Source organism: Bartonella sp. MR100HLJHH (assembly GCF_042194215.1).
In the GTDB taxonomy this organism is placed as follows: Bacteria; Pseudomonadota; Alphaproteobacteria; order Rhizobiales; family Rhizobiaceae; genus Bartonella; species Bartonella grahamii.
In genome coordinates, this window is sequence record NZ_JBHIMR010000004.1 from 127156 (window position 1) to 151589 (window position 24434).

The 24434-nt window shown below is 37.3% G+C and carries 22 protein-coding genes; 5 read left to right on the top strand and 17 right to left on the bottom strand.

Translation table 11 applies throughout. From position 1 onward, the window contains the following. Window positions 1-234 precede the first annotated feature (234 nt). Together ACFIJ7_RS03830 and ACFIJ7_RS03835 are read left to right on the top strand one after the other, a co-directional pair. Window positions 235-1491, top strand: a complete 1257-nt coding sequence (locus ACFIJ7_RS03830; protein WP_375644649.1) for a lytic murein transglycosylase — start codon at window positions 235-237, stop codon at window positions 1489-1491. Between the two features lie 14 nt (window positions 1492-1505). Continuing rightward, the gene (locus tag ACFIJ7_RS03835; RefSeq protein ID WP_375644650.1) at window positions 1506-2582 is read left to right on the top strand and encodes an SGNH family hydrolase; all 1077 of its coding nucleotides are present in this window, start codon (window positions 1506-1508) and stop codon (window positions 2580-2582) included. 162 nt (window positions 2583-2744) lie between these two features. Here ACFIJ7_RS03835 and ACFIJ7_RS03840 read toward each other — a convergent pair whose 3' ends face one another. Continuing rightward, entirely contained in the window at window positions 2745-4769 is a 2025-nt protein-coding gene (locus ACFIJ7_RS03840) for a M3 family metallopeptidase (protein WP_375644651.1), read from the bottom strand. Window positions 4770-5311: 542 nt separating this feature from the next. Between ACFIJ7_RS03840 and mgtE the strand changes: the two genes are divergently transcribed. The 3 genes from mgtE to ppa all read left to right on the top strand — a co-directional run bounded on the left by mgtE (window position 5312) and on the right by ppa (window position 10402). Next, window positions 5312-6688, top strand: a complete 1377-nt coding sequence (mgtE, locus tag ACFIJ7_RS03845; protein ID WP_012754587.1) for a magnesium transporter — start codon at window positions 5312-5314, stop codon at window positions 6686-6688. Window positions 6689-7965: 1277 nt separating this feature from the next. Beyond that, window positions 7966-9792, top strand: a complete 1827-nt coding sequence (typA, locus tag ACFIJ7_RS03850; protein WP_375644652.1) for a translational GTPase TypA — start codon at window positions 7966-7968, stop codon at window positions 9790-9792. Window positions 9793-9871: 79 nt separating this feature from the next. Beyond that, window positions 9872-10402 carry an inorganic diphosphatase gene (ppa, locus tag ACFIJ7_RS03855; protein ID WP_375644653.1) on the top strand — a complete coding sequence of 177 codons (531 nt, stop codon included), beginning with the start codon at window positions 9872-9874 and terminating at the stop codon, window positions 10400-10402. Between the two features lie 54 nt (window positions 10403-10456). Here ppa and ACFIJ7_RS03860 read toward each other — a convergent pair whose 3' ends face one another. The 16 genes from ACFIJ7_RS03860 to ACFIJ7_RS03935 all read right to left on the bottom strand — a co-directional run. Beyond that, window positions 10457-10771 carry a DUF167 domain-containing protein gene (locus ACFIJ7_RS03860; RefSeq protein WP_012754584.1) on the bottom strand — a complete coding sequence of 105 codons (315 nt, stop codon included), beginning with the start codon at window positions 10769-10771 and terminating at the stop codon, window positions 10457-10459. Between the two features lie 22 nt (window positions 10772-10793). Continuing rightward, a complete protein-coding gene (locus ACFIJ7_RS03865) occupies window positions 10794-11087 on the bottom strand; it encodes a YggT family protein (protein WP_375644654.1) in 294 nt (97 codons plus the stop codon). 333 nt (window positions 11088-11420) lie between these two features. Then, complete coding sequence (locus tag ACFIJ7_RS03870) at window positions 11421-11981, bottom strand: invasion associated locus B family protein (protein WP_375644655.1); 561 nt, start codon at window positions 11979-11981, stop codon at window positions 11421-11423. 99 nt (window positions 11982-12080) lie between these two features. Then, window positions 12081-12602, bottom strand: coding sequence for an RNA pyrophosphohydrolase (locus ACFIJ7_RS03875; RefSeq protein WP_375636027.1), 522 nt, complete (start codon window positions 12600-12602; stop codon window positions 12081-12083). Between the two features lie 39 nt (window positions 12603-12641). Further along, window positions 12642-13952: a S41 family peptidase gene (locus ACFIJ7_RS03880; RefSeq protein ID WP_375644656.1), complete on the bottom strand. Its 1311-nt coding sequence runs from the start codon at window positions 13950-13952 to the stop codon at window positions 12642-12644. After that, window positions 13942-15222, bottom strand: coding sequence for a murein hydrolase activator EnvC family protein (locus ACFIJ7_RS03885; protein WP_375636029.1), 1281 nt, complete (start codon window positions 15220-15222; stop codon window positions 13942-13944). The genes ACFIJ7_RS03880 and ACFIJ7_RS03885 overlap by 11 nt, the downstream gene beginning before the upstream one ends. 96 nt (window positions 15223-15318) lie before the next feature. Next, window positions 15319-15801: a 23S rRNA (pseudouridine(1915)-N(3))-methyltransferase RlmH gene (rlmH, locus tag ACFIJ7_RS03890; RefSeq protein WP_375636030.1), complete on the bottom strand. Its 483-nt coding sequence runs from the start codon at window positions 15799-15801 to the stop codon at window positions 15319-15321. Between the two features lies 1 nt (window position 15802). Then, window positions 15803-16246, bottom strand: coding sequence for a ribosome silencing factor (gene rsfS / locus ACFIJ7_RS03895; RefSeq protein ID WP_375644657.1), 444 nt, complete (start codon window positions 16244-16246; stop codon window positions 15803-15805). Window positions 16247-16299: 53 nt separating this feature from the next. After that, window positions 16300-16893, bottom strand: coding sequence for a nicotinate-nucleotide adenylyltransferase (locus ACFIJ7_RS03900; protein WP_012754576.1), 594 nt, complete (start codon window positions 16891-16893; stop codon window positions 16300-16302). Window positions 16894-16922: 29 nt separating this feature from the next. After that, window positions 16923-18179, bottom strand: a complete 1257-nt coding sequence (locus ACFIJ7_RS03905; protein ID WP_375636032.1) for a glutamate-5-semialdehyde dehydrogenase — start codon at window positions 18177-18179, stop codon at window positions 16923-16925. 45 nt (window positions 18180-18224) lie between these two features. Further along, window positions 18225-19364 (bottom strand): glutamate 5-kinase, encoded by a 1140-nt coding sequence (proB, locus tag ACFIJ7_RS03910; RefSeq protein WP_375636033.1) that lies wholly within the window; start codon window positions 19362-19364, stop codon window positions 18225-18227. A gap of 1 nt (window position 19365) precedes the next feature. After that, on the bottom strand, window positions 19366-20391 hold the full coding sequence (obgE, locus tag ACFIJ7_RS03915; RefSeq protein ID WP_375644658.1) for a GTPase ObgE: 1026 nt from the start codon (window positions 20389-20391) through the stop codon (window positions 19366-19368). Between the two features lie 172 nt (window positions 20392-20563). Further along, window positions 20564-21292: an RlmE family RNA methyltransferase gene (locus ACFIJ7_RS03920; protein ID WP_273790641.1), complete on the bottom strand. Its 729-nt coding sequence runs from the start codon at window positions 21290-21292 to the stop codon at window positions 20564-20566. A gap of 29 nt (window positions 21293-21321) precedes the next feature. Then, window positions 21322-22632: a Ppx/GppA phosphatase family protein gene (locus ACFIJ7_RS03925; protein ID WP_375644659.1), complete on the bottom strand. Its 1311-nt coding sequence runs from the start codon at window positions 22630-22632 to the stop codon at window positions 21322-21324. Window positions 22633-23565: 933 nt separating this feature from the next. Then, window positions 23566-24168 carry an invasion associated locus B family protein gene (locus ACFIJ7_RS03930; RefSeq protein WP_375644660.1) on the bottom strand — a complete coding sequence of 201 codons (603 nt, stop codon included), beginning with the start codon at window positions 24166-24168 and terminating at the stop codon, window positions 23566-23568. Beyond that, the coding region (locus tag ACFIJ7_RS03935; RefSeq protein ID WP_375644661.1) for a YadA-like family protein at window positions 24165-24434 on the bottom strand (270 nt) is incomplete at its 5' end. The genes ACFIJ7_RS03930 and ACFIJ7_RS03935, both read right to left, overlap by 4 nt.

Genomic DNA, 24434 nt, shown 5'->3' on the forward strand with positions numbered 1-24434 from the left:
TTGTTTTATTTAACATATGTTTTTACGAAATGGTAAAAAAGATATCTTATTGTTTTGATTATCATTATAATGGACAATCAAAAATGTAAAAGAGAATATGAGAATTTATTGCAAAGATTAAAATGAATTATTTATTTTAGTTTTCTCCTCTTCTTGATCATATTATCGATTCAACTAAATACAAGATAAAGTTATTGCACATCTAATAAATTGAATATTAATGGGGATTTCAAAATGCAAAAAACAGAATTGAAGACTTTCTCTTTTTTAGAGAAGTCAATAACTTGGAGAACTCTTCTCACTGGCTCTGCCGTTATTTTTTCTGCTTTTTTAATGTTTTTTGTATCCCTTTCATATGCTGATAGCGGATTTAAACACTGGATTAAAGAATTTAAAAAAATAGCTATTTCTCACAATATTACCCCTTCTACGTTTCATATGGCATTTAAAGGTGTTAATGCCATTGATCCAGAAGTTCTAAAAAGCGCCGCATACCAACCAGAATTTGTTGCTCCTTCATGGAACTATTTCGATAATCGTATCCATGATATTGCAATTGTAGAAGGACGGCGCCAAACTCAAAAATGGAACAAATGGCTTCTTCAAATTGAAAAACGTTTTGGTGTTGACCGCAATATTCTGCTTGCTATTTGGTCAATGGAAAGCAACTATGGGAAAGTTTTAGCCAATAAAAGTGTAATGCGTGATACCATTCGCTCTCTTGCAACTCTAGCCTATGCTGATAAAAAACGTGCAAAATATGCACATACACAGCTGATTGCTGCTATGAAAATTTTACAAAGTGGCGAAATTAAACGCTCTCAACTCACTGGATCTTGGGCCGGTGCATTGGGGCATACACAATTTATTCCAAGCAGTTATCTCGCCTATGCAGTTGATATGGACCAGGATGGACGGCGTGATATCTGGAACTCTGTTCCAGATGCTCTGGCTACTGCTGCTAACCTTCTCCACAAAAATGGCTGGCAACCTAATCTTATTTGGGGAGTAGAGGTAAAAGTGCCGCAGGGGAAAAACCTTCCTGAAGGGTGGTATTCCTTTGAGCAATGGAAAAAATTAGGTGTAAAACACGCAAATGGGCATCCTCTTCCTACATTAGCTGAACAAGCAATATTAAAATATCCAGATGGAGCAAAAGGACCTATATTTTTAGTCACAAAAAATTTCTTTGTTCTGAAACATTATAATAATGCAGATCGTTATGCGTTTGCTGTTGCTCTTCTTGCTGATCGCATCGCTGGACATCCTGGATTGGTGCATGATTGGCAAAGACCTTTTCAACCTCTTACTTTCCAAGAATGCAAAGAACTGCAATCTCGCTTAAGTGCACTGGGCTATTATAAAGGGAATGTTGATGGAAAAATCGGAACAGCTTCTCGCAAAGCAATTAAAGCCTTTCAACTACATCACGGTCTAAAAGCAAATGGATATCCATCATCTCAAGTGCTTTTTCTCCTTCGCAAACAATAATGGAGACTAAGGTTTTGTCTTCTGTTCGCCTGATATACTTGACATTATTGCTATTTTCACTTTCTATTGTGGGGCTCATACAGCCATCCCCAAGTAAAGCAACGAACTTCTTCAAATGGTTATCACAACATAACAAACAGACGCAACAACCACCGCAAATTATAGAACAAAAAATAGACAAGCCGCAAAAAAAGATCGTAACACAAAAAAATATACAAAAGCTAAAAAATGAGAATGCAAAGCGCATTCTTGTCATAGGGGATTTTACAGCTTCTGCTGTTGCCGATGCACTTAAGAAGTTTTTTATAAATAATAGCGATATCGTTATCATGAACAACGCAATGCCAGCTTCCGGCTTAGTTCGAACGGATTATTATTCTTGGCAAAGCAATATTTCTAAACTCATTGATCAAAATAACCCCGATGTTATTATCATGATGATCGGTGCAAATGATAATCAACCAATCACAGACTCTTATAGCACAATTAACACAGATCAATCAGAATGGATGCACATCTACAAACAAAGAATTATCGAAATTGCTGAAAGTCTTCATGCCTCTGGAAAATCATGGATATGGATAAGTCAGCCTTCTTTTGGAAATGACCTTTTGACACAAAAAATGAAAATTTTTAATGCGCTCTACAAACAAGAAACAGAAACAGCAGGAGGATATTTCCTCGATATCTGGAGCGGCTTTAGTGATGAAGAAGGAAATTTTTCTTTTTCAGGCTATGATATTAATGGAAAAATAACCAAATTACGCACCAATAATGGCATGCATTTCACCTCTGAAGGAAAGAAAAAACTTGCCTCTTATTTAGAAAAACCATTGAAAAATATTTTAAATTTTTATGCCTTTTCTCATGAAAATCCTTACTCAACCGATCAAGTTATTCAAAAACTTATACAAGAATCAGAGAATAAAGAGCGGAGTAATATTATGCGTCAGCCTCCAATGAGCCTCGATGATATGGCACAACAAAACACTCACCTTTTAGGCAAACGAAAGTTAAGTTTTATAAAAAAATCATGGTTTCCATCAAATGGGCATCAAAAAGATCGAGCTGATAATTTTTCTTTCCCATAATGTCTCTTTAAAATACAAAATCTAATTTCCTCCGTAAACAAAAAGCAAATAAGATAAAAAACTCTGTTTACAGAGCTATGGTGAAGAGAAAATTTGCATAAATCACAACTGCATTTTTCGAATAATATGAAAACGGCATGGTATTAACCATACCGTTATATCTTATAGTCCACGTTTGTTAATCATTGCCTCTGGTAAAGGCATCCGTCCCCGAAAAGCTTTATAAAGCTCCTCTGGATCACGACTTCCCCCAGCAGAGTAAATAAAACGTTTCAACTTATCAGCAAGCTCTGAATTAAAAACATCTCCCGTTTCTTCAAAAGCCTGAAAAGCATCAGCATCAAGGACTTCCGACCACATATAAGAATAGTAACCAGCGGCGTAACCATCACCTGAAAATATATGCGTAAAATGTGGAGGACGATGGCGCATAATAATTGTATCAGGCATTTGCAGCTTTTCTAATTCTTGGCGTTCAAACACTGTTGGATCAGTTACCTTTTGTCCTTTATGAAAAGCCATATCTACAAGAGCTGATGAAGTAAATTCAACTGCAGCAAAGCCAGCATTAAATGTCTGTGCTGACAAAACCTTATCCATTAATACTTGCGGCATAGGATGTCCTGTTTTTGCATGCGTAGCATAAGTTTGTAAAATCTTTGGTACAGTTAACCAATGTTCGTAAAGTTGAGAAGGCAGCTCAACAAAATCACGCGAAACCGATGTTCCCGATACAGATGGCCATGTGACATCAGAAAGCAAACCATGCAATGCATGCCCAAATTCGTGGAAAAGCGTACGCGCATCATCGAGTGATAAAAGAGCAACCTCCCCTTTAGAAGGTTTAGCAAAATTACAAACATTGTAGATAATAGGCTTTTGTCCGCCATCCAATTTATATTGTGATTGCAAGCTACTCATCCACGCACCGGACCGTTTTGAAGAACGTGCAAAATAATCACCAATGAAATGCCCAAGTAGACTTCCATCAGACTTTTTTACTTCCCACAAACGTGCATCAGGATGCCAAAGTGCAACAGCGTTTTTTTCTTCAAATGTAATGCCAAAGAGTTTTTCTGCTACCCCAAAAGCCGCTTTAATCATACGATCAAGCTGAAAATAATATTTAATCTCAGCGCTATCGAAAGAAAGTTTTTCAGTGCGAAGTTTTTCAGCATAATAACGCCAATCCCAAGCCGCTAAAGATTCATTGCTGCCCTGATTGTTGGCAAAATTTTGTAATTCAATTTGCTCAGTAGAAGCCTTCGCTCTTGCGCGCTCCCATACAGGCATAAGCAAATCCATAACGGAATCAACACTTTTAGCCATGGTATTATCGAGTTTCAAATCTGCGAAAGATTTATATCCTAATAATTTAGCCTGCTCATCTCGAAGCGCAACAATCTCTACAATAATTGTTTTATTATCATTCTTGTTATTATTTTCACCACGTTTAGCCCAAGCTTGGAATGCAACCTCACGCAAATCACGACGATCAGAGAATTTTAAAAAAGGTTCAACAATCGAACGTGCTAGTGTTAATGCATACGCTTCTTCATTACCTCTTTCACACGAAATTTCCTTCATTGAATCAATGAGATCTTGCGGTAAACCAGATAAGTCGGTCTGTTTTAAAAACAGAATCCATTCAGCTTCATCATTTAAGACATTTTGTCCAAAAGTAGCATTTAAAAAAGCAAGTCTTTCATTAATTTCCAAAAGCCGTTTCTTAGCTTTTTCATCGAGTTTTGCCCCACGACAAACAAACTTTTTCCACCATAATTCAAGAACACGTGTTGTTTCACTCTCAAATATGCCCAGCTGCGACTGTTTATAAAGCGCATCTATTTTCGCAAATATCCGTGCATCCATCATCATTTTTGAAGAATACCGAGAAAGTTTTACAACGAACTCTTGCTCTAGCTGTTGAATTAATACATTCGTATGAGCACTGGTGCGCAAGAAAAATATTGAACAGACACGATCAAGCGCTTTGCCACAAAGCTCAAAAGGCTGCAAAAAATTCTCAAGCGTTGGTGGTTCTTGCACCATCGCAATCGCCTCTAGTTCTTCTTCGGCTTCTTGAAGTGCCTGTTCAAAAGCGGGTTTAAAATCTTCATCACTGATAGAAGAAAAATCAGGAAGACCTGAAAATCCCTTCCAGTCCAGCATTGCTGCTTTTGTCATAATACTTTATGTCTCCATTATAAATTTAAGCTGTAACGATTATCTTTACGACACAAATTGATAATATACTAAAACTATTTCGTGAGTTTCAAAACGACCTTTCCAAACGCTATTGAATAAAAAACTAGAAATCGTAAAATTCTTTCATTTCAAAACATATTATATTGGAGAAATAAAGATTATTCGCTCGCACACCACAATAGAATTGCATATTAATAAAAACACTTGAAGAAAGGCATAATCTCCACTCTTTACAAAATATTGCTGTAGATTCTTTTGAAAATCACAAAACTACATTAAAGAAATGATGGTAAAAATCAGAACTGATTTTTATATTATATTATCCTCAAATTAAGCTGTATTCTCGTTTTAGTGATTCAGAAACTTGTTTATAACTTATAATTCACCCTTGACTTTACTTCAAATATTAACAATTGGGAATATAGCTGGGGAGTTTTTTTTAAATCTTCCATAAACTTTTGTTTTTATCTCATCTATTATCTAGATTTACAACTCTCCAACTCTTCAGGAGGTACTTTATCATGACTGAAATTAAAACGACCTTCGACTTCAAAAATTTTTCTCCTGAAGCTCTCGCTGAAAAGTTAAAAAATCAGCATTTTGCAGACTCTATTGATATCATCAATGACCTCGATATCATGGAACGTGTAACCATTCTTAGTCTTCTGCCTCTTGATTATGTTATCGAACTTTTTGATAAACCCGAGCTTGAGCAACCTGCTTCCATCCTAGAACTTCTCCCTATAAATCGTGCTGTTGAAATTCTTGATGGCATGTCTGCCGATGCTGCTGCAGACGTCTTTCAAGAAATGGATAAAGAAACCCGCACACGACTTTATGCCTTGCTTAAACCCTTAACGCGCGCTGAACTTAAGAAACTCACCAGTTATCCTGATCATACAGCAGGGGCACTGATGACAACAGAGTTTATAGCCGTTCCTTCAAACTGGACTATACAAAAAACTTTGGATCACATTCGTGAGGTCGAGCGAACACGTGAAACCGTTTATACCAGCTATGTAATTGACCCTAAAACAGGTATTCTTCTCAAAGCTGTTTCACTGCGTAACCTTATTCTTGCCTCACCTGATGAACAAATTCTTAATGTCCCTACCCATGACTCGCCCATTACAATATCGCCCTTCACACATCATGAAGACATCGCACGCCTTTTCCAGCGCCATGATCTTCTCTCTGTGCCTGTAGTTGATGAAAGTAACCATGTCATTGGCATTGTAACCGTCGATGACGTGCTTGATACTATGGTTGATGAGATGAATGAAGATGCCTATAAATTTGGGGGTATGGAAGCGCTTAATAAGCCCTATATGCAAATTAAGTTTCCTGAAATGATGAAAAAACGCGGCGGATGGCTCGCTTTACTCTTTGTCGGTGAAATGCTGACAGCAAGTGCTATGCAACATTTCGAAACAGAACTCGAAAAAGCGATTATTCTTACACTGTTCATACCTCTCATTATGAGCTCAGGAGGAAATTCCGGCTCACAGGCTACATCCCTTATTATCCGTGCATTGGCTTTACGTGAACTCACGTTGAAAGACTGGTGGAAAGTGTTCATTCGTGAAATTCCAACAGGACTATCTCTTGGTCTCTTACTCGGAATTATTGGCATTACGCGCATTGCTCTTTGGCAACAATTCGGTATCTACGACTATGGGCAACATTGGATTGCTGTTTCGACAACAGTAGGTACAGCTTTAGTCGGAATCGTTACCTTTGGTTCTCTTTCTGGATCTATGCTGCCTTTTATTCTTAAAGGTTTAAAATTTGATCCAGCAAGTGCTTCTGCGCCTTTTGTGGCAACTTTAGTAGATGTCATGGGCATTATAATCTATTTTTCTGTAGCTTCCATCATTTTGTCAGGAACTCTTCTTTAAACATGTAAAGTAAAAACTCTTTCTTCTGGAAAGACTTTGTCATGTAACCTAAGATCTTTCCAGAAGAGAATAAGCTCCATTAATTTATTTTCTAGCGCATCGCTCCATAGACAATTTATTATTTTTATTGAATAACAGCTCCGAATATCGTAAATTTGCCTCATCATAAAGCTTCTCATATTAAATGAATCAAAGTTATCTTCTTGCCTGTCACAAACGAGATTGGTGTATAGCTAAAAACTATTCAAGAAAAAATTAAATACTTCTTTATATCCTCTCTCTCGCATCAAAAACTGTTGCAATATTGACAGCTGAGAAAGAATAATAATGATATGCTCAATAGGCTTTATATTTCTTCACAACGGTGTTGATAGTATACTATTCGCGTATATTATATCATTTATGAGCCCTATCATGAAATGGATGTAGTGTACGTTCAAAAATCTCTCTTAAGTACATGAATATGCAACAACAAGTCTATTCTGTTTAAAGCGTTCTGTTTGGCATGAAACGCATACTCCTATTAGAGAATGCGATTAACAAAAGTGTGAGGCAATGCACTATCTTCATGGTTTTAAAGATATTGCTTAGATGCTTTTGAAAGCATAAATTTGTCTTAACGGCAAAGATAAGAATTTTCTTTTGATGCCTTCATATTCCTTCTAAATAAGACTGTATTCCGGTTTCATAAATAAATAAATAAAACAGATATAACTATTGACCCAATCTGGCATACAAAAGCTAGAACTTCTTATAAAATGCTTAATCGTCTCAATATTTACCTCAAATACACGGTTGCATTAGATCTGGATTTTGATTGACAAGTTATAGAAATAGAATAAGAAAAAGCTTTATTAGAATAAAAATGTCGTACAATCGTCAATAAATTGGCTATGGATTGAGAGATCTTCCGGATTTTTATCAATCTCTTTGCAAAACTACAACAATAATACAGCTAGCTTTATACTTACTTATTCTTACAAGCGTTCATATAAATTCCTTACATCATATTGATAAAAATCAAATTGACAGTGATTTTTATGGACAATTCTTAGCTCGAGAATAAAACATCCGTACTATAAAAAACTTTTTACGAAGCTCCAGTAATTGAAGCTTAATAGAGCCTTAAAGACTTGGATGAATAGTTTTACCATAAAAATATTACCTCCATCTTCCAAAATTATAAAAAAACATGTAAAAGGTTTTGTAATAGTCAGGCAAAGAATGTAAAGACTCTGCCTCAAATGAAATTTCATTAAACGAAAAGAAGAAAATTTATGCAATTGCGTAACATTGCCATCATTGCCCACGTTGACCATGGGAAAACAACGCTTGTAGACGGACTACTCAAGCAATCAGGAAACTTCCGTGATAATCAGCGTACAAGTGAACGTATGATGGATTCAAACGATATTGAAAAAGAACGCGGAATTACAATCCTAGCGAAAGTGACATCTGTTGTTTGGAAAGATACTCGAATTAATATTGTTGATACACCAGGGCACGCCGACTTTGGTGGAGAAGTTGAACGCATTCTAAATATGGTTGATGGAGCCATTGTACTTGTTGATGCTGCTGAAGGACCAATGCCACAAACAAAATTTGTCGTTGGCAAAGCATTGAAAGTGGGATTGCGCCCTATTGTTGCTATTAATAAAATTGACCGACCTGATGCACGCGTTGATGAAGTCATTAATGAGGTTTTTGACCTTTTCGCTGCTCTTGATGCAACAGACGAACAGCTTGATTTTCCTATTCTTTATGGATCTGGACGCGATGGATGGATGGCTGAAGCCCCCGAGGGACCAAAAGATCAGGGATTAAGTCCTTTATTTGATCTTGTGACGCAGCATGTCCCTTCTCCTAGTGTAGCAGAAGGACCGTTTCGCATGATTGGAACTATTCTTGAAGCAGATCCGTTTTTGGGACGAATTATTACAGGGCGGATTCATTCTGGCTCTCTAAGACCCAACCAAAATGTCAAGGTTCTTGGACAAGATGGAAAACTTTTAGAAACTGGGCGTATTTCAAAGATTTTAGCATTTCGTGGCTTAGAACGGCAACCTATTGAAGAAGGAAGTGCTGGTGATATTGTTGCGATTGCAGGTCTACAAAAAGGTACCGTTGCTGATACTTTCTGTGATCCTACTGTTAATGAACCCCTTACTGCCCAACCAATTGATCCTCCTACTGTTACTATGAGTTTTCTCGTCAACGATAGTCCCCTTGCTGGAACTGAAGGCGATAAAGTAACAAGTCGTGTCATTCGTGACCGATTGTTAAAAGAAGCAGAAGGCAACGTCGCTCTTAAAATTGAAGAATCAGCCGATAAAGATTCTTTCTACGTTTCAGGACGAGGAGAATTACAGCTTGCAGTTCTCATTGAAAATATGCGCCGTGAAGGATTTGAGCTTAGTGTTTCACGCCCACGTGTTGTTATGCAAAAAGATGAAAATGGAATAACTCTTGAACCAATCGAAGAAGTTGTTATCGATGTTGATGAAGAATATTCCGGTACTGTTGTACAAAAAATGTCTGAACGTAAGGGCGAAATGGTGGAATTACGCCCTTCTGGGGGTAATCGTGTCCGACTTGTTTTTTATGCGCCAACCAGAGGACTCATTGGTTATCAATCTGAACTTTTAACGGATACACGTGGTACAGCAATTATGAATCGCCTTTTCCATGCTTATGAACCTTATAAAGGAGACATTGCTGGTCGCGTTAATGGTGTTATGATTTCAAATGACAATGGTGAATCTGTCGCTTATGCTCTTTTTAATCTTGAAGATCGTGGACCTATGATCATCGATGCGGGTGTGAAAGTCTATCAAGGTATGATTATTGGCATCCACTCACGAGATAATGACCTAGAAGTTAATGTGTTAAAAGGAAAAAAACTCACCAATATGCGCGCTTCCGGAAAAGATGAAGCCGTAAAGCTAACGCCTCCCATTAGAATGACATTAGAACGTGCCTTATCGTGGATACAAGATGATGAACTTGTGGAGGTAACCCCTAAAAATATTCGTCTCCGCAAACTCTATCTTGATCCTAATGAACGTAAACGTTTTGAAAAAACACGTGCATCAATTTTAAGCTAATTTGATAATCTCTTTGGTAAAATATTTATAAAATATTTAATTGTATTGAGCCTCACTATATCCCAGAAAGGATGTCTCTATGAATATTAAGGAAATACCTGTAGGCAAAAATCCACCAGAAGATATTAACGTTATTGTGGAAGTCTCCCTTGGTGGTCAACCAATAAAATATGAGATGGATAAAAAGTCGGGCGCATTATTTGTTGACCGTTTTCTTCATACATCAATGGTTTATCCTGGAAATTACGGTTTTGTCCCTCATACACTTTCAGATGATGGTGATCCTATTGATGTCCTTATCTGTAATACCCGTCCACTTATGCCTGGTTGTGTTATCAATGTTTGCCCCATCGGAGCTCTGATGATGGAAGATGATGGTGGTAAAGATGAAAAAATTATTGCCATTCCCACTCCAAAATTAACAAAACGCTATATTAATATTCATGACTATACAGATCTTCCCGAGATTACACTCAAACAAATTGAACATTTCTTCAAGCATTACAAAGATCTGGAACCTGGAAAATGGGCTAAAATTGAAGGATGGCGTGATAAAAACTTTGCTCATGAATTAATTAAGAAAGCTGTTGAGCGCAATAAAAAAATATAACGATTTTAATAAAATAAAGCCTGTTTTTTTAATAGGCTTTATTATTTATTTTTTCTACGAGATGCAATCTCTAAAGGATTGCCATATCTGCTTTAGCTCTTCTAAATGTGTTGAAAAGTAAAGTTGTTTGTAGCGAGATATTGCGCCGTTTTTCAGAGAAATAGAAGAAGATGGTATTTTCCACTGCTTCGCAAGAAATTTAATGAGAGCTTTATTCGCTTTTCCATCTTCAGGAACAGCACGAAGGCGTATAACCAGATATTGTTTTTCACCATCCCTACATTCAACCCCTATTATTTTGTCAACGGATGATTTGGGAATGAGATATACAAACAAAATCAAGTTATTTTTATCAACTTGATAAAACATGTATTCGCCTCAAGTAATATTTCTATAAATACATGTTTGCGTAAACGCGCCACATGAAAGTACGAATAAAATAAATAATAATGAACACTACAATAGGTGAAATATCAATTGTTCCAAAATTTGGTAAAATTTGCCGGACACGGCTTAGAACCGGATCTGTAAGACGATTTAGAAAGCTTCCTATCAAAACAACAAAGCGATTGCGCGAATTTATGATATTAAAGACATAAAGCCAAGAAAAAATGACACTAGCGATTAAAATATCAATATAAATATTAAAAATCAAATCAATCGTCCGAAGCAATGCATAAATCATGCGTCATCCCTTTCAATCGAGGAAACAGAAGAGCGTATAGAAAACCTTCATTAAAGCAGGTTTTTGTATCAAAAAATGGTTTTATACTTCAATACTCTTTTTTCTTGAATAAAAACCAGACATCTAGATTCTTCATCTCTCTATTTAATGACGATGCAGCTAGAAAACAAATATCAAAATTAAAAATAGCATATGAAAATAGAAGAAACAGCAAAAAATCTGAATATCCCTTATAGGATTAATCTTAAATCTCATCGTTTTAATTATTAATATATAGAAAACAAACAAACTAAAAACGGCCTTTTAAAGGCCGCTTTTATTTTATTTTTAAAATTATTTCTGCAAAGCTGTCAAACGGTTAAGAGCACTGCTAAAACCATTGAGCTGAACAAATAAATCATTCAAAGCTGGTTCACCTGCAGCAGCAATTGTCATCGCCAACTTTAACTGTTTTCCAGAACGTAAAGCTGCTACGTGATTTTTGTCAAAAACGACAGGAACCATGCAACCTGCTGGTACACAAGTCCGAATACCAGTTTCGATAACAGCTTTTCCCTCATCAACTTGTAAACGAACAGGCTTAGAAACCAAAATGCCAAAAGGAACTGTTAAATTACCAGATACAACACCCTCAGCATTGAGAATAAGGCTCATAGCCACAACAACACGCCCCTGATCATTCACTTCTTGACGGTGCATAAAACAAATTCTTTTCCCTTCTTGTATACCACAATTAATAGTCCACAAACCGTAGGTTTCAGTCAAAGAAGAAGCTCCATTTGGCAATGTCGCTGCCGCATCTTTTGATGCAGGAGTTTTTGAATTTGTTGCAAATGCAACAGATGAAATACTCAAGAGAGTAAAAACTATAAGTAAATTAAATAATTTTTTCATTTTATATTCCTGTTCTTTACATAAAAGAGAAACATGTTTATTATTTATAAATGATATAAAGCGTCTTAATAAAAAAGCTTTCTCATAATCATATAGCTTTTATAATGGTCTAAGGCTACCTCGAAATTCGCTGACAACTTTCATATAGACATGCTTTTTAAAAGAAACAGCGATCAACGGAAGGGTTTCTAGATCAATCCATTTCCATTGATCGAATTCCGCTTTATTGCCATCTGGTGGCGGATTAATCGCAATTTCAGAAAGCTTTCCCGTAAACTGGAAAGCAAACCACTTTTGTATTTGTCCACGATATTTATTGCTTAATGTACACCCAATAAGTTCTTGTGGAAAATCATAGTGGAACCAATTTTGTGCTTCTTTAATCAACTTTACAGATCGAATACCCGTTTCTTCATAAAGTTCACGATATGCTGCATCTAATGGTTTTTCATCTTCATCAATCCCTCCTTGAGGAAGCTGCCAACGATGAGATATCTCAGTCTCTGCATGAATAGGCGTCATTAAACGACGCCCAACCCAAACTTTACCCTCATGATTAAAGACAACAATCCCAACACATTTGCGATATGGAAGAATCTTCAAATTAATACCTGCATCCATTTAATATTCCTCAAAATCGCAAGCTATAGATATCATTTCTCACTTTAACACATCCTTATTGGGATCTGGTGGAAATGCTGCATTTGCCATTTCACCTCGTAACAGCTTATAGGCCTCATTCAATTGAATATCATCTTTAGGGTCTTTCGGAACAAAAGCAGCTGAACCAGATCCTTTATTACTCTCTCGTTTTCCTTTGATATGTCCTTTTAATGCAGACTCACCAACTTTTACATCATAACCCTTATATTTTTCAGGGAGTGGTTGCTCTACAATAATATCAGGCGTGATCCCTGTTCCTTGAATAGAAGTGCCAGATGGCGTGTAATAAAGTGCTGTTGTTAAGCGTAAAGCTCCATTTTCACCCAAAGGAATAATTGTTTGAACAGATCCTTTACCAAAAGACTGCGTCCCTAAAATTGTTGCACGACGATGATCTTGTAATGCACCCGCAACAATTTCAGAAGCACTTGCCGAACCACCATTAATAAGGACAATGAGCGGTTTTCCATGGATAACATCACCTGGCTTCGCATCAAATCTTATCACATCACTCTTTTTGCGCCCACGCGTCGACACAATTTCACCTTTATTGAGAAAAGCACTCGAAACATTAACAGCTTGATCTAAAAGCCCACCAGGATTAAGTCGCAAATCAAGAACGTAACCTTTTAGCTTATCTTCAGGAATTTTAGATTGGATATCTTTAATTGCCGCCAGAAGATTACCTAATGTCTGCTCAGAAAACTGGATAACTCTTAAATATCCAATATCGCCCTCAACCCGATACTTCACTGCTTTTACCTTGATAATATCACGAACAATCTTCACTTCAAATGGCTTATCAACGCCAGAACGAATAATTGTTAAGGTAATTGGTGTTCCAGGAGCACCTCGCATCTTATTAACAGCTTCATTCAATGTTTGACCATTCGTTTGTACATCATCAATTTTTGAAATAAGGTCTCCTGCTAAAATACCTGCTTTTGAAGCGGGAGTATCATCCATTGGTGAAACAACTTTAATCAAGTTTTTTTCCATAGTGACCTCAATACCAAGACCTCCGAACTCTCCTTTCGTAGAATCCCGCATATCCTTGGCTTCTTCAGCATTCAAATAAGATGAATGAGGGTCCAGTGATGTGAGCATGCCATTGATAGCATTTTCAATGAGCTTTTTATCATCTGGAACTGTAACGTACTGCATACGCACGCGCTCAAAAACATCGCCAAATATAGCTAGCTTTTTATATGCATTATCTTCATTATTCGCAGCAACAGACTGCACCATAATCATTGAACAGGCGCCGAGCAATACCCCAGCGACCAAAAGAATAACTTTACGAATCATTTTGGCTCCTTCTTATTTTTTCAGTCTGCCACCAAGGAGTTGGATTTACAGGTTTTCCCTGCTTTCTAAACTCAATGTAAAGCATTGGAGAAGTTTTTCCTATATCCAATGCAACACTGTTTGAAATAAATTGCATCTCCATTATACCCAGAGGCTCACCAGAAAGGACAAACTGCCCCTGTTTTACATTAATTCTCGACATTCCAGTAAGAATAATATGATAACCATTTCCAACATTAAGAATAATTAACTGTCCGTAAGAACGAAATGGCCCAGCAAAAGCAACAAAAGCATCTACAGGTGATATAACAACAGCTCCTGACTCTGTTTCTATCGTTTCACCAAAGCGCGTAATCTGCGAATTTTTGTTAGAGCGATGTATTCTTTTTCCTGAAACAGGAAAAAGTAAAGAACCTTTTCGGCTTTCAAAATTGGACTGTTCTAACAATTGCAAACTTTTCCGTACCTGTACTGATGCATCAGAGCTAAGTTTTGACTGACGGTCGAGCTCTAAAATCAATTCTTCCAAAGACTGCGCTTTTTTAGCAAGAGCAATATTTTTTTGTTGCTGTTCTGTAAGTTCTTTTTCTGATTTTTTTTGTAGTTTGTTTTTTTTGTCTAATAAAAGCTCTAGACGTTTTCGCTGCTCTGCTTGATTTTGCAGTTTTGTCTTTAATGCCGTATATTCCGTAGTAATGGAATTACTCAAATTGGTCAACTCCTTGAGTTTCTGTGTTAAATCTCGTGTTTTCTCTTGCATCTGAGGAATAACAGTACCTAATAAAACAGAACTACGTATAGAAGCCAACGCGTCCTCTGGCTGTATCATAAGAGCAGGAGGCGGATTCAATCCCATACGTTCCAAAATTGCAAGAACTTCCGCAAATTCAGTGCGACGATTTTTTAAACTTTGATAGACTTGTACCCGCTCTTCTATCATTTTTTTAAGCTTTTCTTCCCTTTTAGCAATATCATCTGCTACTGTACGTTCTTCTTTAGCCGCCTTTATGAGTGCATCACTCAAAACACGTTGATCTTTTTTTAAATGCTCAACCTGATGCGTAAGAAAAGCAACACGCTCACGCGAAAGTGAAATGTTTTGGCGAATTTCTCCTAATTCTTTATGTGCTTCCGTACTCCTCATTGTATCTTCCGCATGCGATACAGAAAAGCAAAAAAACATACTCAAGAGCAAAATGACAAATATCACGCACTCCCCATATAAATATAGCATCTTTCTATGAAGAAGCTTTTTCATTTGCCCAACCATGACACCTCATCGTATACATTAGAGATGCTTTAAATGGTGTCAGCTAAAACAATATTAATAAATATATAAATAAGTGCTAAAAATTGCACAAAAATATTAAAAACGATGATACGGATGATTATTTTCGATTGTCACAGCGCGGTAAAGTTGTTCTGTAAGAAGAATACGTGCGATTTGATGTGGCCACGTCATCAAACCAAAAGATAAAAGAAAATCAGCATGCTTCCTTATTTGTTCATTATGTCCATCAGGTCCTCCCAAAGCAATGACGACATCTCGAATGCCTTCATCACGATAACACCTCAATTTTTCAGAAAAAGAAATTGAAGAAATCGATTCTCCACGCTCATCTAACACAATTAATCGACATTTTTCAGGTAAAAATTCAATAAGTCTTCTCCCCTCTTCCTCCATACGTTGACACGCTGTTTGAGCACGACTTTCTGGTATCTCTTGTAATTTTTTTAAATGAAAGCCTACAACTCCAGAAATTTTAGAAAAACGATCCAAATAATGCTGAACTAATTTTTGCTCCGCCCCACTTTTCATACGACCAACCGCAAAAATAGAAATTTGCATTTTAATGATCTCCGAAGAGAAGCAAAGCTGTATCGTTTAAATCCGGAGTCATCCATATTTTTTCTAAGTTATAAAAAAGGCGAATTTCTGGACGAAAAAGATGAATGATAATATCACCTGTATCAATCAATACCCAATCACCTCCAGCAAGCCCTTCTACACGCGCAAGCCCCTGCCCATTATTTTTCCAAGTATGTAATAAATGATCAGCAACAGAAGATACATGACGCTGCGAATTTGCTGAAGCTATGACCATATAATCAGCCAAAGATGACTTCCCCCGAATATCAATAGCAACAATATCTTCTGCTTTTGTATCTTCTAAGCTCTTGAGAATAACTTCAAGACTCTCTCTAACAGAAAAAACTTTTTTTTCTTTTGAAGGCATACTATCGTAAGAGTGTTTGTGTGCAATATTTTTCAGATCAATATCCTTTCTTATCATTGTGGAATCTAAAAAGAGATTTCTCTAAAGAGAAGCAGAATCTTATGAAATGTTCAAGAAAAATCATTCTTTTTCAAACGCAGGTTTGTTGAAGATTGAAAAGATAAAGGTCCATGCAAATAAGTCCAAACTGGTGGCTTGATAAAAGGTAATCGCTTACTTTCTCTCTCATCCAAACGAAAACGACGATAAATATGTGCCATAGGAGAAGAAAGTGCCGACCGATTGCCTAAAGGACGATCAATAATCGCAATAGGAAGCATAGAAACGATATCATGCCATCGATACCAATGATGTATCGTCGTAAAACTATCTGCCCCCATAATCCATACAAAATTTACGCCACTGTAATGGGTAAGAATATGAAAAATTGTATCTATTGATACTTTGCTCCCTATAGCCTGTTCAAAACCTGTTAAGCGAATTTTTGGATGGTCAATAAGTTTAAAACTTAATTGCATTCTCTCCTCTAAAGAGAGCAACTGTGTACGATCCTTTAAAGGATTTCCTGGAGTGATCATCCACCATAACTGATCAAGATGCAAACGCCGAATGGCAATTTTTGCAACAAGAAGATGCCCTGCATGCGGTGGATTAAAGGAACCACCAAAAAGACCCACAACATTGGATCTTTCAACATGTGGCATACAATTTTTCCATGGAAAAAATGGTGTTCTCAAGCTCTAACCTGACCATTTCCTTTAACATGATATTGAAATGAAGTTAGCTGTTCAACACCTATCGGGCCACGTGCATGCATTTTTCCTGTTGCAATACCAATTTCCATTCCAAAACCAAATTCACCTCCATCAGCAAATTGTGTGGACGCATTGTGCAGCAAAATAGCTGAATCTAAATGATTAAAAAAATTCTTCACCACTTCCAAATCCTCAGCAATAATCGATTCCGTATGTCCTGATGAATAACGCTTGATATGAGAAATGGCTCCCTCAACACCCTCAACCGTTTTAACAGAAAGAATAGCATCAAGATATTCATGCGACCAATCTTCTTCAGAAGCTAATTTGACATCTGGCATAAGAAAAACAATATCTTCTGTAGCACGAATTTCACACCCCTTCTCCTGTAAAGCAGTTAAAACAGGAAGAAACTTTTTTAATGCCTGACTGTCAATGAGAACTGTCTCAACAGCACCGCATATCCCTGTCCGCCGCAACTTTGCATTTAAAACAATATTGCGTGCCATATCTAAATCTGCCGATTTATCAATATAAATATGACAAAGTCCCTCCAAATGAGCAAAAATTGGAACACGTGCATCAGACTGAACGCGGGCAACAAGGCTCTTTCCACCACGTGGTACTATCACATCAATCGCTCCATCCAATCCTTTGAGCATTTCCCCAACGGCAGCGCGATCTGTCGTTCCAACCATTTGAATAGCATCTTTGGGTAAACCAGAGCGCTCTAAACCTTGTACCAAAGCTACATGAAGAGCATGAGAAGAATGAAAGCTATCCGAACCACCACGCAAAATCGCAGCATTGCCTGCTTTTAAGCACAAAGAACTCGCATCAACTGTAACATTTGGACGACTTTCATAAATAATACCAATCACACCAAGAGGTGTTCGTACACGACTTATATGAAGCCCATTTGGACGTTTCCACGCGCTCATGACCTGTCCAACAGGATCAGATAAACGAGCAACTTGGCGAACACTGTCTATCATTGCACGTAAACGCAAGTCATCTAATTTTAGCCGATCAATCATTGCAGCTTTCAAATTATTCTGAGCAGCATTCTCTAAATCTTGACAATTCGCCCGTAAAATCTCATCTGACTGAGCCTCCAGACTTAAAGCGATCATTTCCAATGCATTGTTCTTTTGCTCAGAAGAAGCAACAGCCAACGCTGCAGCGGCATAGCGCGCTTTTTGTCCCATATCTTTCATTTGTTCTTCTAAAGTCATCGTATCATCCACTCTGCCAAAACAATAAAAACAAAAGTAACTTTTTTAAACAGAATTGGTCAAGCAACGTACAATCATATCATTACGATGCACCATAGCAGAGCGCGCCTCATACCCAAGAATAGCTTCAATTTCTTCACTTTTATGTCCTATAATGCGTACAGCCTCATCTTTGTCATAGCTTACAAGTCCACGCGCAATCTCAACTCCATCTGTACCAACAATTGCAACCGTATCCCCACGCTGGAAATTTCCCTCAACGGCAATAACCCCTGCAGCTAATAACGATTTTCCTGTTTCAAGGGCCCTAATAGCTCCTTGATCAATCGTCAAAACACCAGATGGATCTAAATGACCAGAAATCCATGTTTTCCAAGCACTGACAGATTTCTTACTTGCCGCAAAAAAACTCTTGCGTTCACCTTTGTCAATTGCAGCAAGGGGATTCATACGCTTGCCTGAGGTGATAATCATCGCCGTTCCAGCAGCATTAGCGATTTTTCCGGCATCAAGCTTAGTCTTCATTCCTCCCCGTGAAAACTCTGAAGCAGCAACATCTGCCATTTTTTCGATATCATGCGTAATGGATGCAACAAAAGGTATAAATTCAGCCGTAGGATCACTATGGGGAGACTTTGTATAAAGGCCATCAATATCAGATAAAAGTATTAAAAGATCTGCCCTCACCATTGTTGCCACACGTGCAGCTAAACGATCATTATCACCATAACGAATTTCAGTTGTTGCAACAGTATCATTCTCATTAATAACAGGCACAGCTCCCAAATATAAAAGCATCTCAATCGTTGCACGTGCATTGAGATAACGCCTTCGCTCCTCCGTATCAAATAAAGTGAGCAAAATTTGGCCTGTTTTGAGCCCATGTTGAGCAAGCGCATCACCATAGGTTTTTGCTAACTCAATTTGCCCCAAAGCAGCACATGCCTGACTTTCTTCCAATTTCAAAACGCCCTTAGGAAGCTGTAGCAATGTCCTTCCTAAAGCAATAGCGCCTGAAGACACCAACAATATCTCTACGCCTTTTTTGTGCAATTCAACAACATCACTGATCAAGCTTTTAAGCCATTCAACCCGTAAACCTGTCTGAGGATCAACCAAAAGGGCAGATCCAATCTTGACTACAATACGTTTATAGTGTGTAAGTTTTTGCGATCCAACAGCCATCTCAATCAACCTTTCTATCCCCACTGATCTCCTCTTTGCGTGACATTTCAATAATATGTGCACCAGCCCGCAGCACATTTTCTAAACCTTCGCGGCTAACCGCAGAAAACATCATAACAGGTTGACCCGCAGCTCTTTGCAAAGCTTCTTGTTTCGTTTTACGCTCTTCAATTGTCAGAGTATCTATCTGGCTTAAAGCGACAATTTCAGTCTTATCACTTAGATTATTTCCATATGCCTCAAGTTCATGACGCACAATTTGATATGCTTTTGCTACATCTTCTTCTTGAGAAGAAATCAGATGAAGCAGTACGCGACAACGTTCTACATGTCCTAAAAAACGATCTCCAATTCCCACACCTTCATGCGCTCCTTCAATTAATCCTGGAATATCAGCCAAAACAAATTCACGACCATCAATACGTACAACACCAAGATGAGGATGTAGAGTGGTAAAAGGATAATCTGCAACTTTTGGTTTTGCAGCCGTTACAGAAGCTAAAAAAGTTGATTTTCCAGCATTAGGTAAACCAACAAGCCCAGCATCAGCAATTAATTTCAAGCGAAGCCATACTGCGCGCTCTTCTCCAGCCAAACCTGGATTTGCACGACGCGGTGCCCGATTTGTCGATGTTGTAAAATGAAGATTACCAAAACCGCCATTCCCTCCTTTTGCAAGACGATAGCGCTGTCCCACTTCCGTTAAATCACAGATTAACGTTGTATTATCTTCTTCAAAAATTTGCGTCCCAACCGGAACTTTAAGGATGACATCGTCACCCTTTTCACCCGTCATATTACGACCCTTGCCATGCCCCCCTGTTTTTGCTTTAAAATGCTGTTGGTAGCGATAATCAATCAGCGTGTTAAGCCCATCAACAACAAGAGCCCAAACATCACCACCCCGTCCTCCATTCCCCCCATCAGGTCCCCCAAATTCTATGAATTTTTCACGACGAAATGATACTGCTCCAGAACCTCCATTACCAGAACGAATATAAACCTTAGCTTGATCAAGAAATTTCATTGGAAGCACTCTCTGAGGAATCAATCTCTCTACCTCTATAGGCAATACATTAGTTTTACCAGTTTTTCATCATTGATAACAGAAAAACTGTCAATATCGCCGATAACTCTTTGAGAAAAAATCATCACATCTAAATAGGTTAAGTAAAGTTAAATCTTCTTAAAAGAAGGCGCTATTCTTGTATTTTTGTTTTTCCCTTAAATTCAAGTGCTAGAAGATAAAGCTCTACTGATTCTGATCGGCTTGCAGGCGGTTTAACATGATAGACTTTTTTAAAATGCTGTTTTAGTATCGTGAGAAGAGTGTTTTCTGCTCCTCCTTGAAAAGCCTTTGCTAAAAAATGTCCCCCAGGCTTAAGAACCGAAAGAGCAAAATCAGCCGCAACTTCACATAAATAAATCGTTCTTAAATGATCCGTCTGACGATGACCTGTTGTTGGCGCTGCCATATCAGAAAGAACCACATCCGGTTTTGTCCCTAAAGTTTCAATTAATTTCTGCGGTGCATCTGTATGCAAAAAATCCATTTCCAACATGGCAACTCTAGGCAATGGATCAACATGTAAATAATCAATACCAACAACGCTAGGATCTTCATCACTTGACCCTACTATACGCTCAGCCACCTGACACCATCCCCCAGGTGCTGCTCCTAGATCAATAACCTTTTGACCTTTTTTCAAAAACCTATAACGCTCATTAATTTCAATGAGTTTATAAGCCGCACGCGAACGATAACCATCTACTTTTGATTGATGGACATAAGGATCATTCAGATGCCTCTCTAACCATCGTCGTGATGAAGCTTTAATGGTTCCTGCTTTCTTTTTTACGCGCTGATATAATTCATGTGACCCTGAACCTCCGTAGCCACCCCTCGGTGTTTTTGTTGTTTTTTTCATCGTTATTCATTGTCTCCATATTTAATTCTCTAACGCTTTAAATCTCCGCTCTTTCTATGACGACACCATACCCCATCGCGCAACATCAGCTCTATCAAAATTCCTTCCCTTAATCCACGATCAGCAACTCTTAAACGCTGACTTGGCCAAACTTCCCGAATAACATCTAAAATTGCACAACCAGCTAAAACTAAATCTGCTCTCTCGCGCCCAATAAAAGGACTTACGACACGTTTTTCTATATCCCATGACAATAGGCGTTTTGTCATAAGAGTAATGTCTGCATCATTCATCCAAATGCCATCCACTTTTTTCCTATCATAACGCTCTAAATTAAGATACATTCCTGCTAAAGTCGTAACTGTACCGGAGGTTCCCAAAAGATGAAACTTCGAACCTTGCGCTAACTCTCCTAATTTATGACGATCTGAAAATTTATTTAATAACCCTCGCACATAGCTTTTCATTTTTTCAAAATCATCTAAGCTAATATCATTCCCTCCAAAACGTTCAGAAAGCGTAACAACACCAACAGGAAGAGAAGTCCAAGCGATAATTTGTCTAGCTAAACGAAAAGAACGCTTTTGAGAAACATCAAGTAGCACAATTTCTGATGATCCTCCTCCAATATCAAAAAGCACAATTGCGTCAGTATTTGGTTCAACAAGTGTACTACACCCTGTAACAGCAAAACGCGCTTCTGTTTGCCGATCAACAATTTCCAATTCAAGACCTGTCTCCTCCAAAACACGCTGAATAAAATGTCTACCATTTTCTGCAGAACGACAAGCTTCTGTTGCAATCAAGCGATAACGCTTAATATGCCTTTGTTTTAGCTTTAGATGACAAATCTTTAATGCTTCAATCGCACGATCCATAGCTCGTGTATTAAGAAAACCGTTATTTATTAAACCTTCTCCCAATCTTACAATACGAGAAAAAGCATCAACAACACGAAAATATCCAGGTTTACTGGGAGATGCAATGAGAAGACGACAATTATTCGTTCCGAGATCAAGTGCCGCATAAAGAGGTGGAGATTTTACTGGAGGGAACCGTCGAAGAAAAGGCGCTTTGAGTTTTGTTGTTTTTTGAGCACCTATCATTATCTGACTATGAAACTCAAAAGCTGTCTCAGATTGAACAAAAGCCTGTTTCTGTTCATAATGTTTTTTTCTCTGTTGTCTCTTTATATCAACAAAAACAGAGTATGCTTCTGTTCGTGACAATGCAGAACGATTATTTGTATTACTACCGCACTGATCATACAACTGATCTGCTTTGGTATCGTATATTTCTCCTCGCTTTAACTCTTTTGAACCATAATTTAACGGGGTCATTTCTCTTATCCCTTGAGCGTTCCCCCAATAAATAAACGCGAAAACTCTTCTTCTCATTCCTAAATAAAGCAATAATGCAGCATCAAATGATAAATACAAGAAATCATTCTTTCTTTGCCTATCATTAAAATTTTCTACACTAGCATCATTCAGATTTTTGTATAATCTTTTGGTTGTTTCCGTGAAATCATGCTTCTCTTTATGAACTTAAAACTATAAATTAATCGTTTACGTTCGCATCAATTTTTATAAATTTTGCTCTTTTCTTTATATCATTTACACGGAGTACACTTCTATTGTAACAAACCTACATTATCATACTATTTGCTGCCCCTTAAGGACACAACAACCTATACATTAGTACGGTTTATAAAAAATTTTTTCTTTTTTTCAATCTCGTTATCCACACACGAACCTCGTTTGTTGTATGCAATGAAATGGCTTTGATTATGCTGGAATAAAAGTTCCGTAGTACTACAAAATGCAATTACAATAGCTGTTATTTTGTGAATACCAATTAAAACTATCGTTCAAAAAATTCTCTAGGATTATAAATTTATCTGAAAAATATTAATGCTTAATCAGACCGCTCTAAAAATCCATTTAAAGCTTTAAAAAAGAATTTAGCCTACTTACTATTATAAGGAAGCTATCTTTTTAATTATTTTAAATCGAGTATTTCTAATCTTTTTTACTTCTAATAACTCACGAAATCACTCTTTAAGCTTTATGGAAAATACTAACTTTATTTTCTATTACATATAAAGAACTTATTGTGACTTTATATTCATAAAACTCTCACTCTTTCCAATAAATCACCTTGATATCATATTATATAAAAATTCTTACTTATTTGACCTTATAATTTACACTCAAAAATATAATACAACGATTTATGAAAAAATGACTCTTGTTAAAAATACTCGATGGATTCTAAGGACGTAAAGAATTAAGTGCCGCATTTAACCCTTTAAATGGTACAGTAAAAGAAAATACCTTTCCTTCTTTAAGTTTATAGGAAATACGTACTTTATTGTCCTGCTCTATTTGTTTAGTCAAAACCGGCCCTACAGGCGATTGTGCCAAACAAACGGTTTCATTGCATTGCGTATAATGAATAAGAACAGGTTTTTTAACACCTTTTACAAACATTTGAATCGGAACATTTATATCAGAATTTGGCAATGTTCGAAAAAGCATCACTGCTTGACCACTTGTCGTAGACACAAGAGACCAACTAAAAATGGTATTTCCTTCTTGATCATGAACAGTCTGTGTCACATTACATATACCTTGCTTATGTTTAAGCTTTTGTTTTTCGTCACAAATCAAAGTCCAATCATAAAACTGCATAATAATTCGACGTGTTTCACCAGGTTCTCCCTTAGGTATCGATAAGTGTGGTGGATGCACTGTATAAATATTATCATTCTCGTTAGCAGAGCTTTCGCTCTTGCCTATTAAGGCAAGAGCAAACAGAACCTTTACTAAAATACTTCTCTTTTTTACAATAACAGCCATTTTTTCTATTATCATCTCAACCTCAGAGTAATTCCAGCACCTATCCCCCAGTGACCTCCAGCACTCGTAATAGATACATTCGAGCGAATATTTCCATCTTCAGATGTATAACCAGCCCCAATAGCAAATGCGGATTGACTGCGCCACAAACCACTACCAAATGAAACACTTAAAGATCCTGGTATATCATAGTAACGTAAGTTGGACACCGCTAAACCAATCGCTGCTGCTTGTCTTGCTTCCTTGCGAACATCCTCAATAGCATAATTTAACGTCTCAAA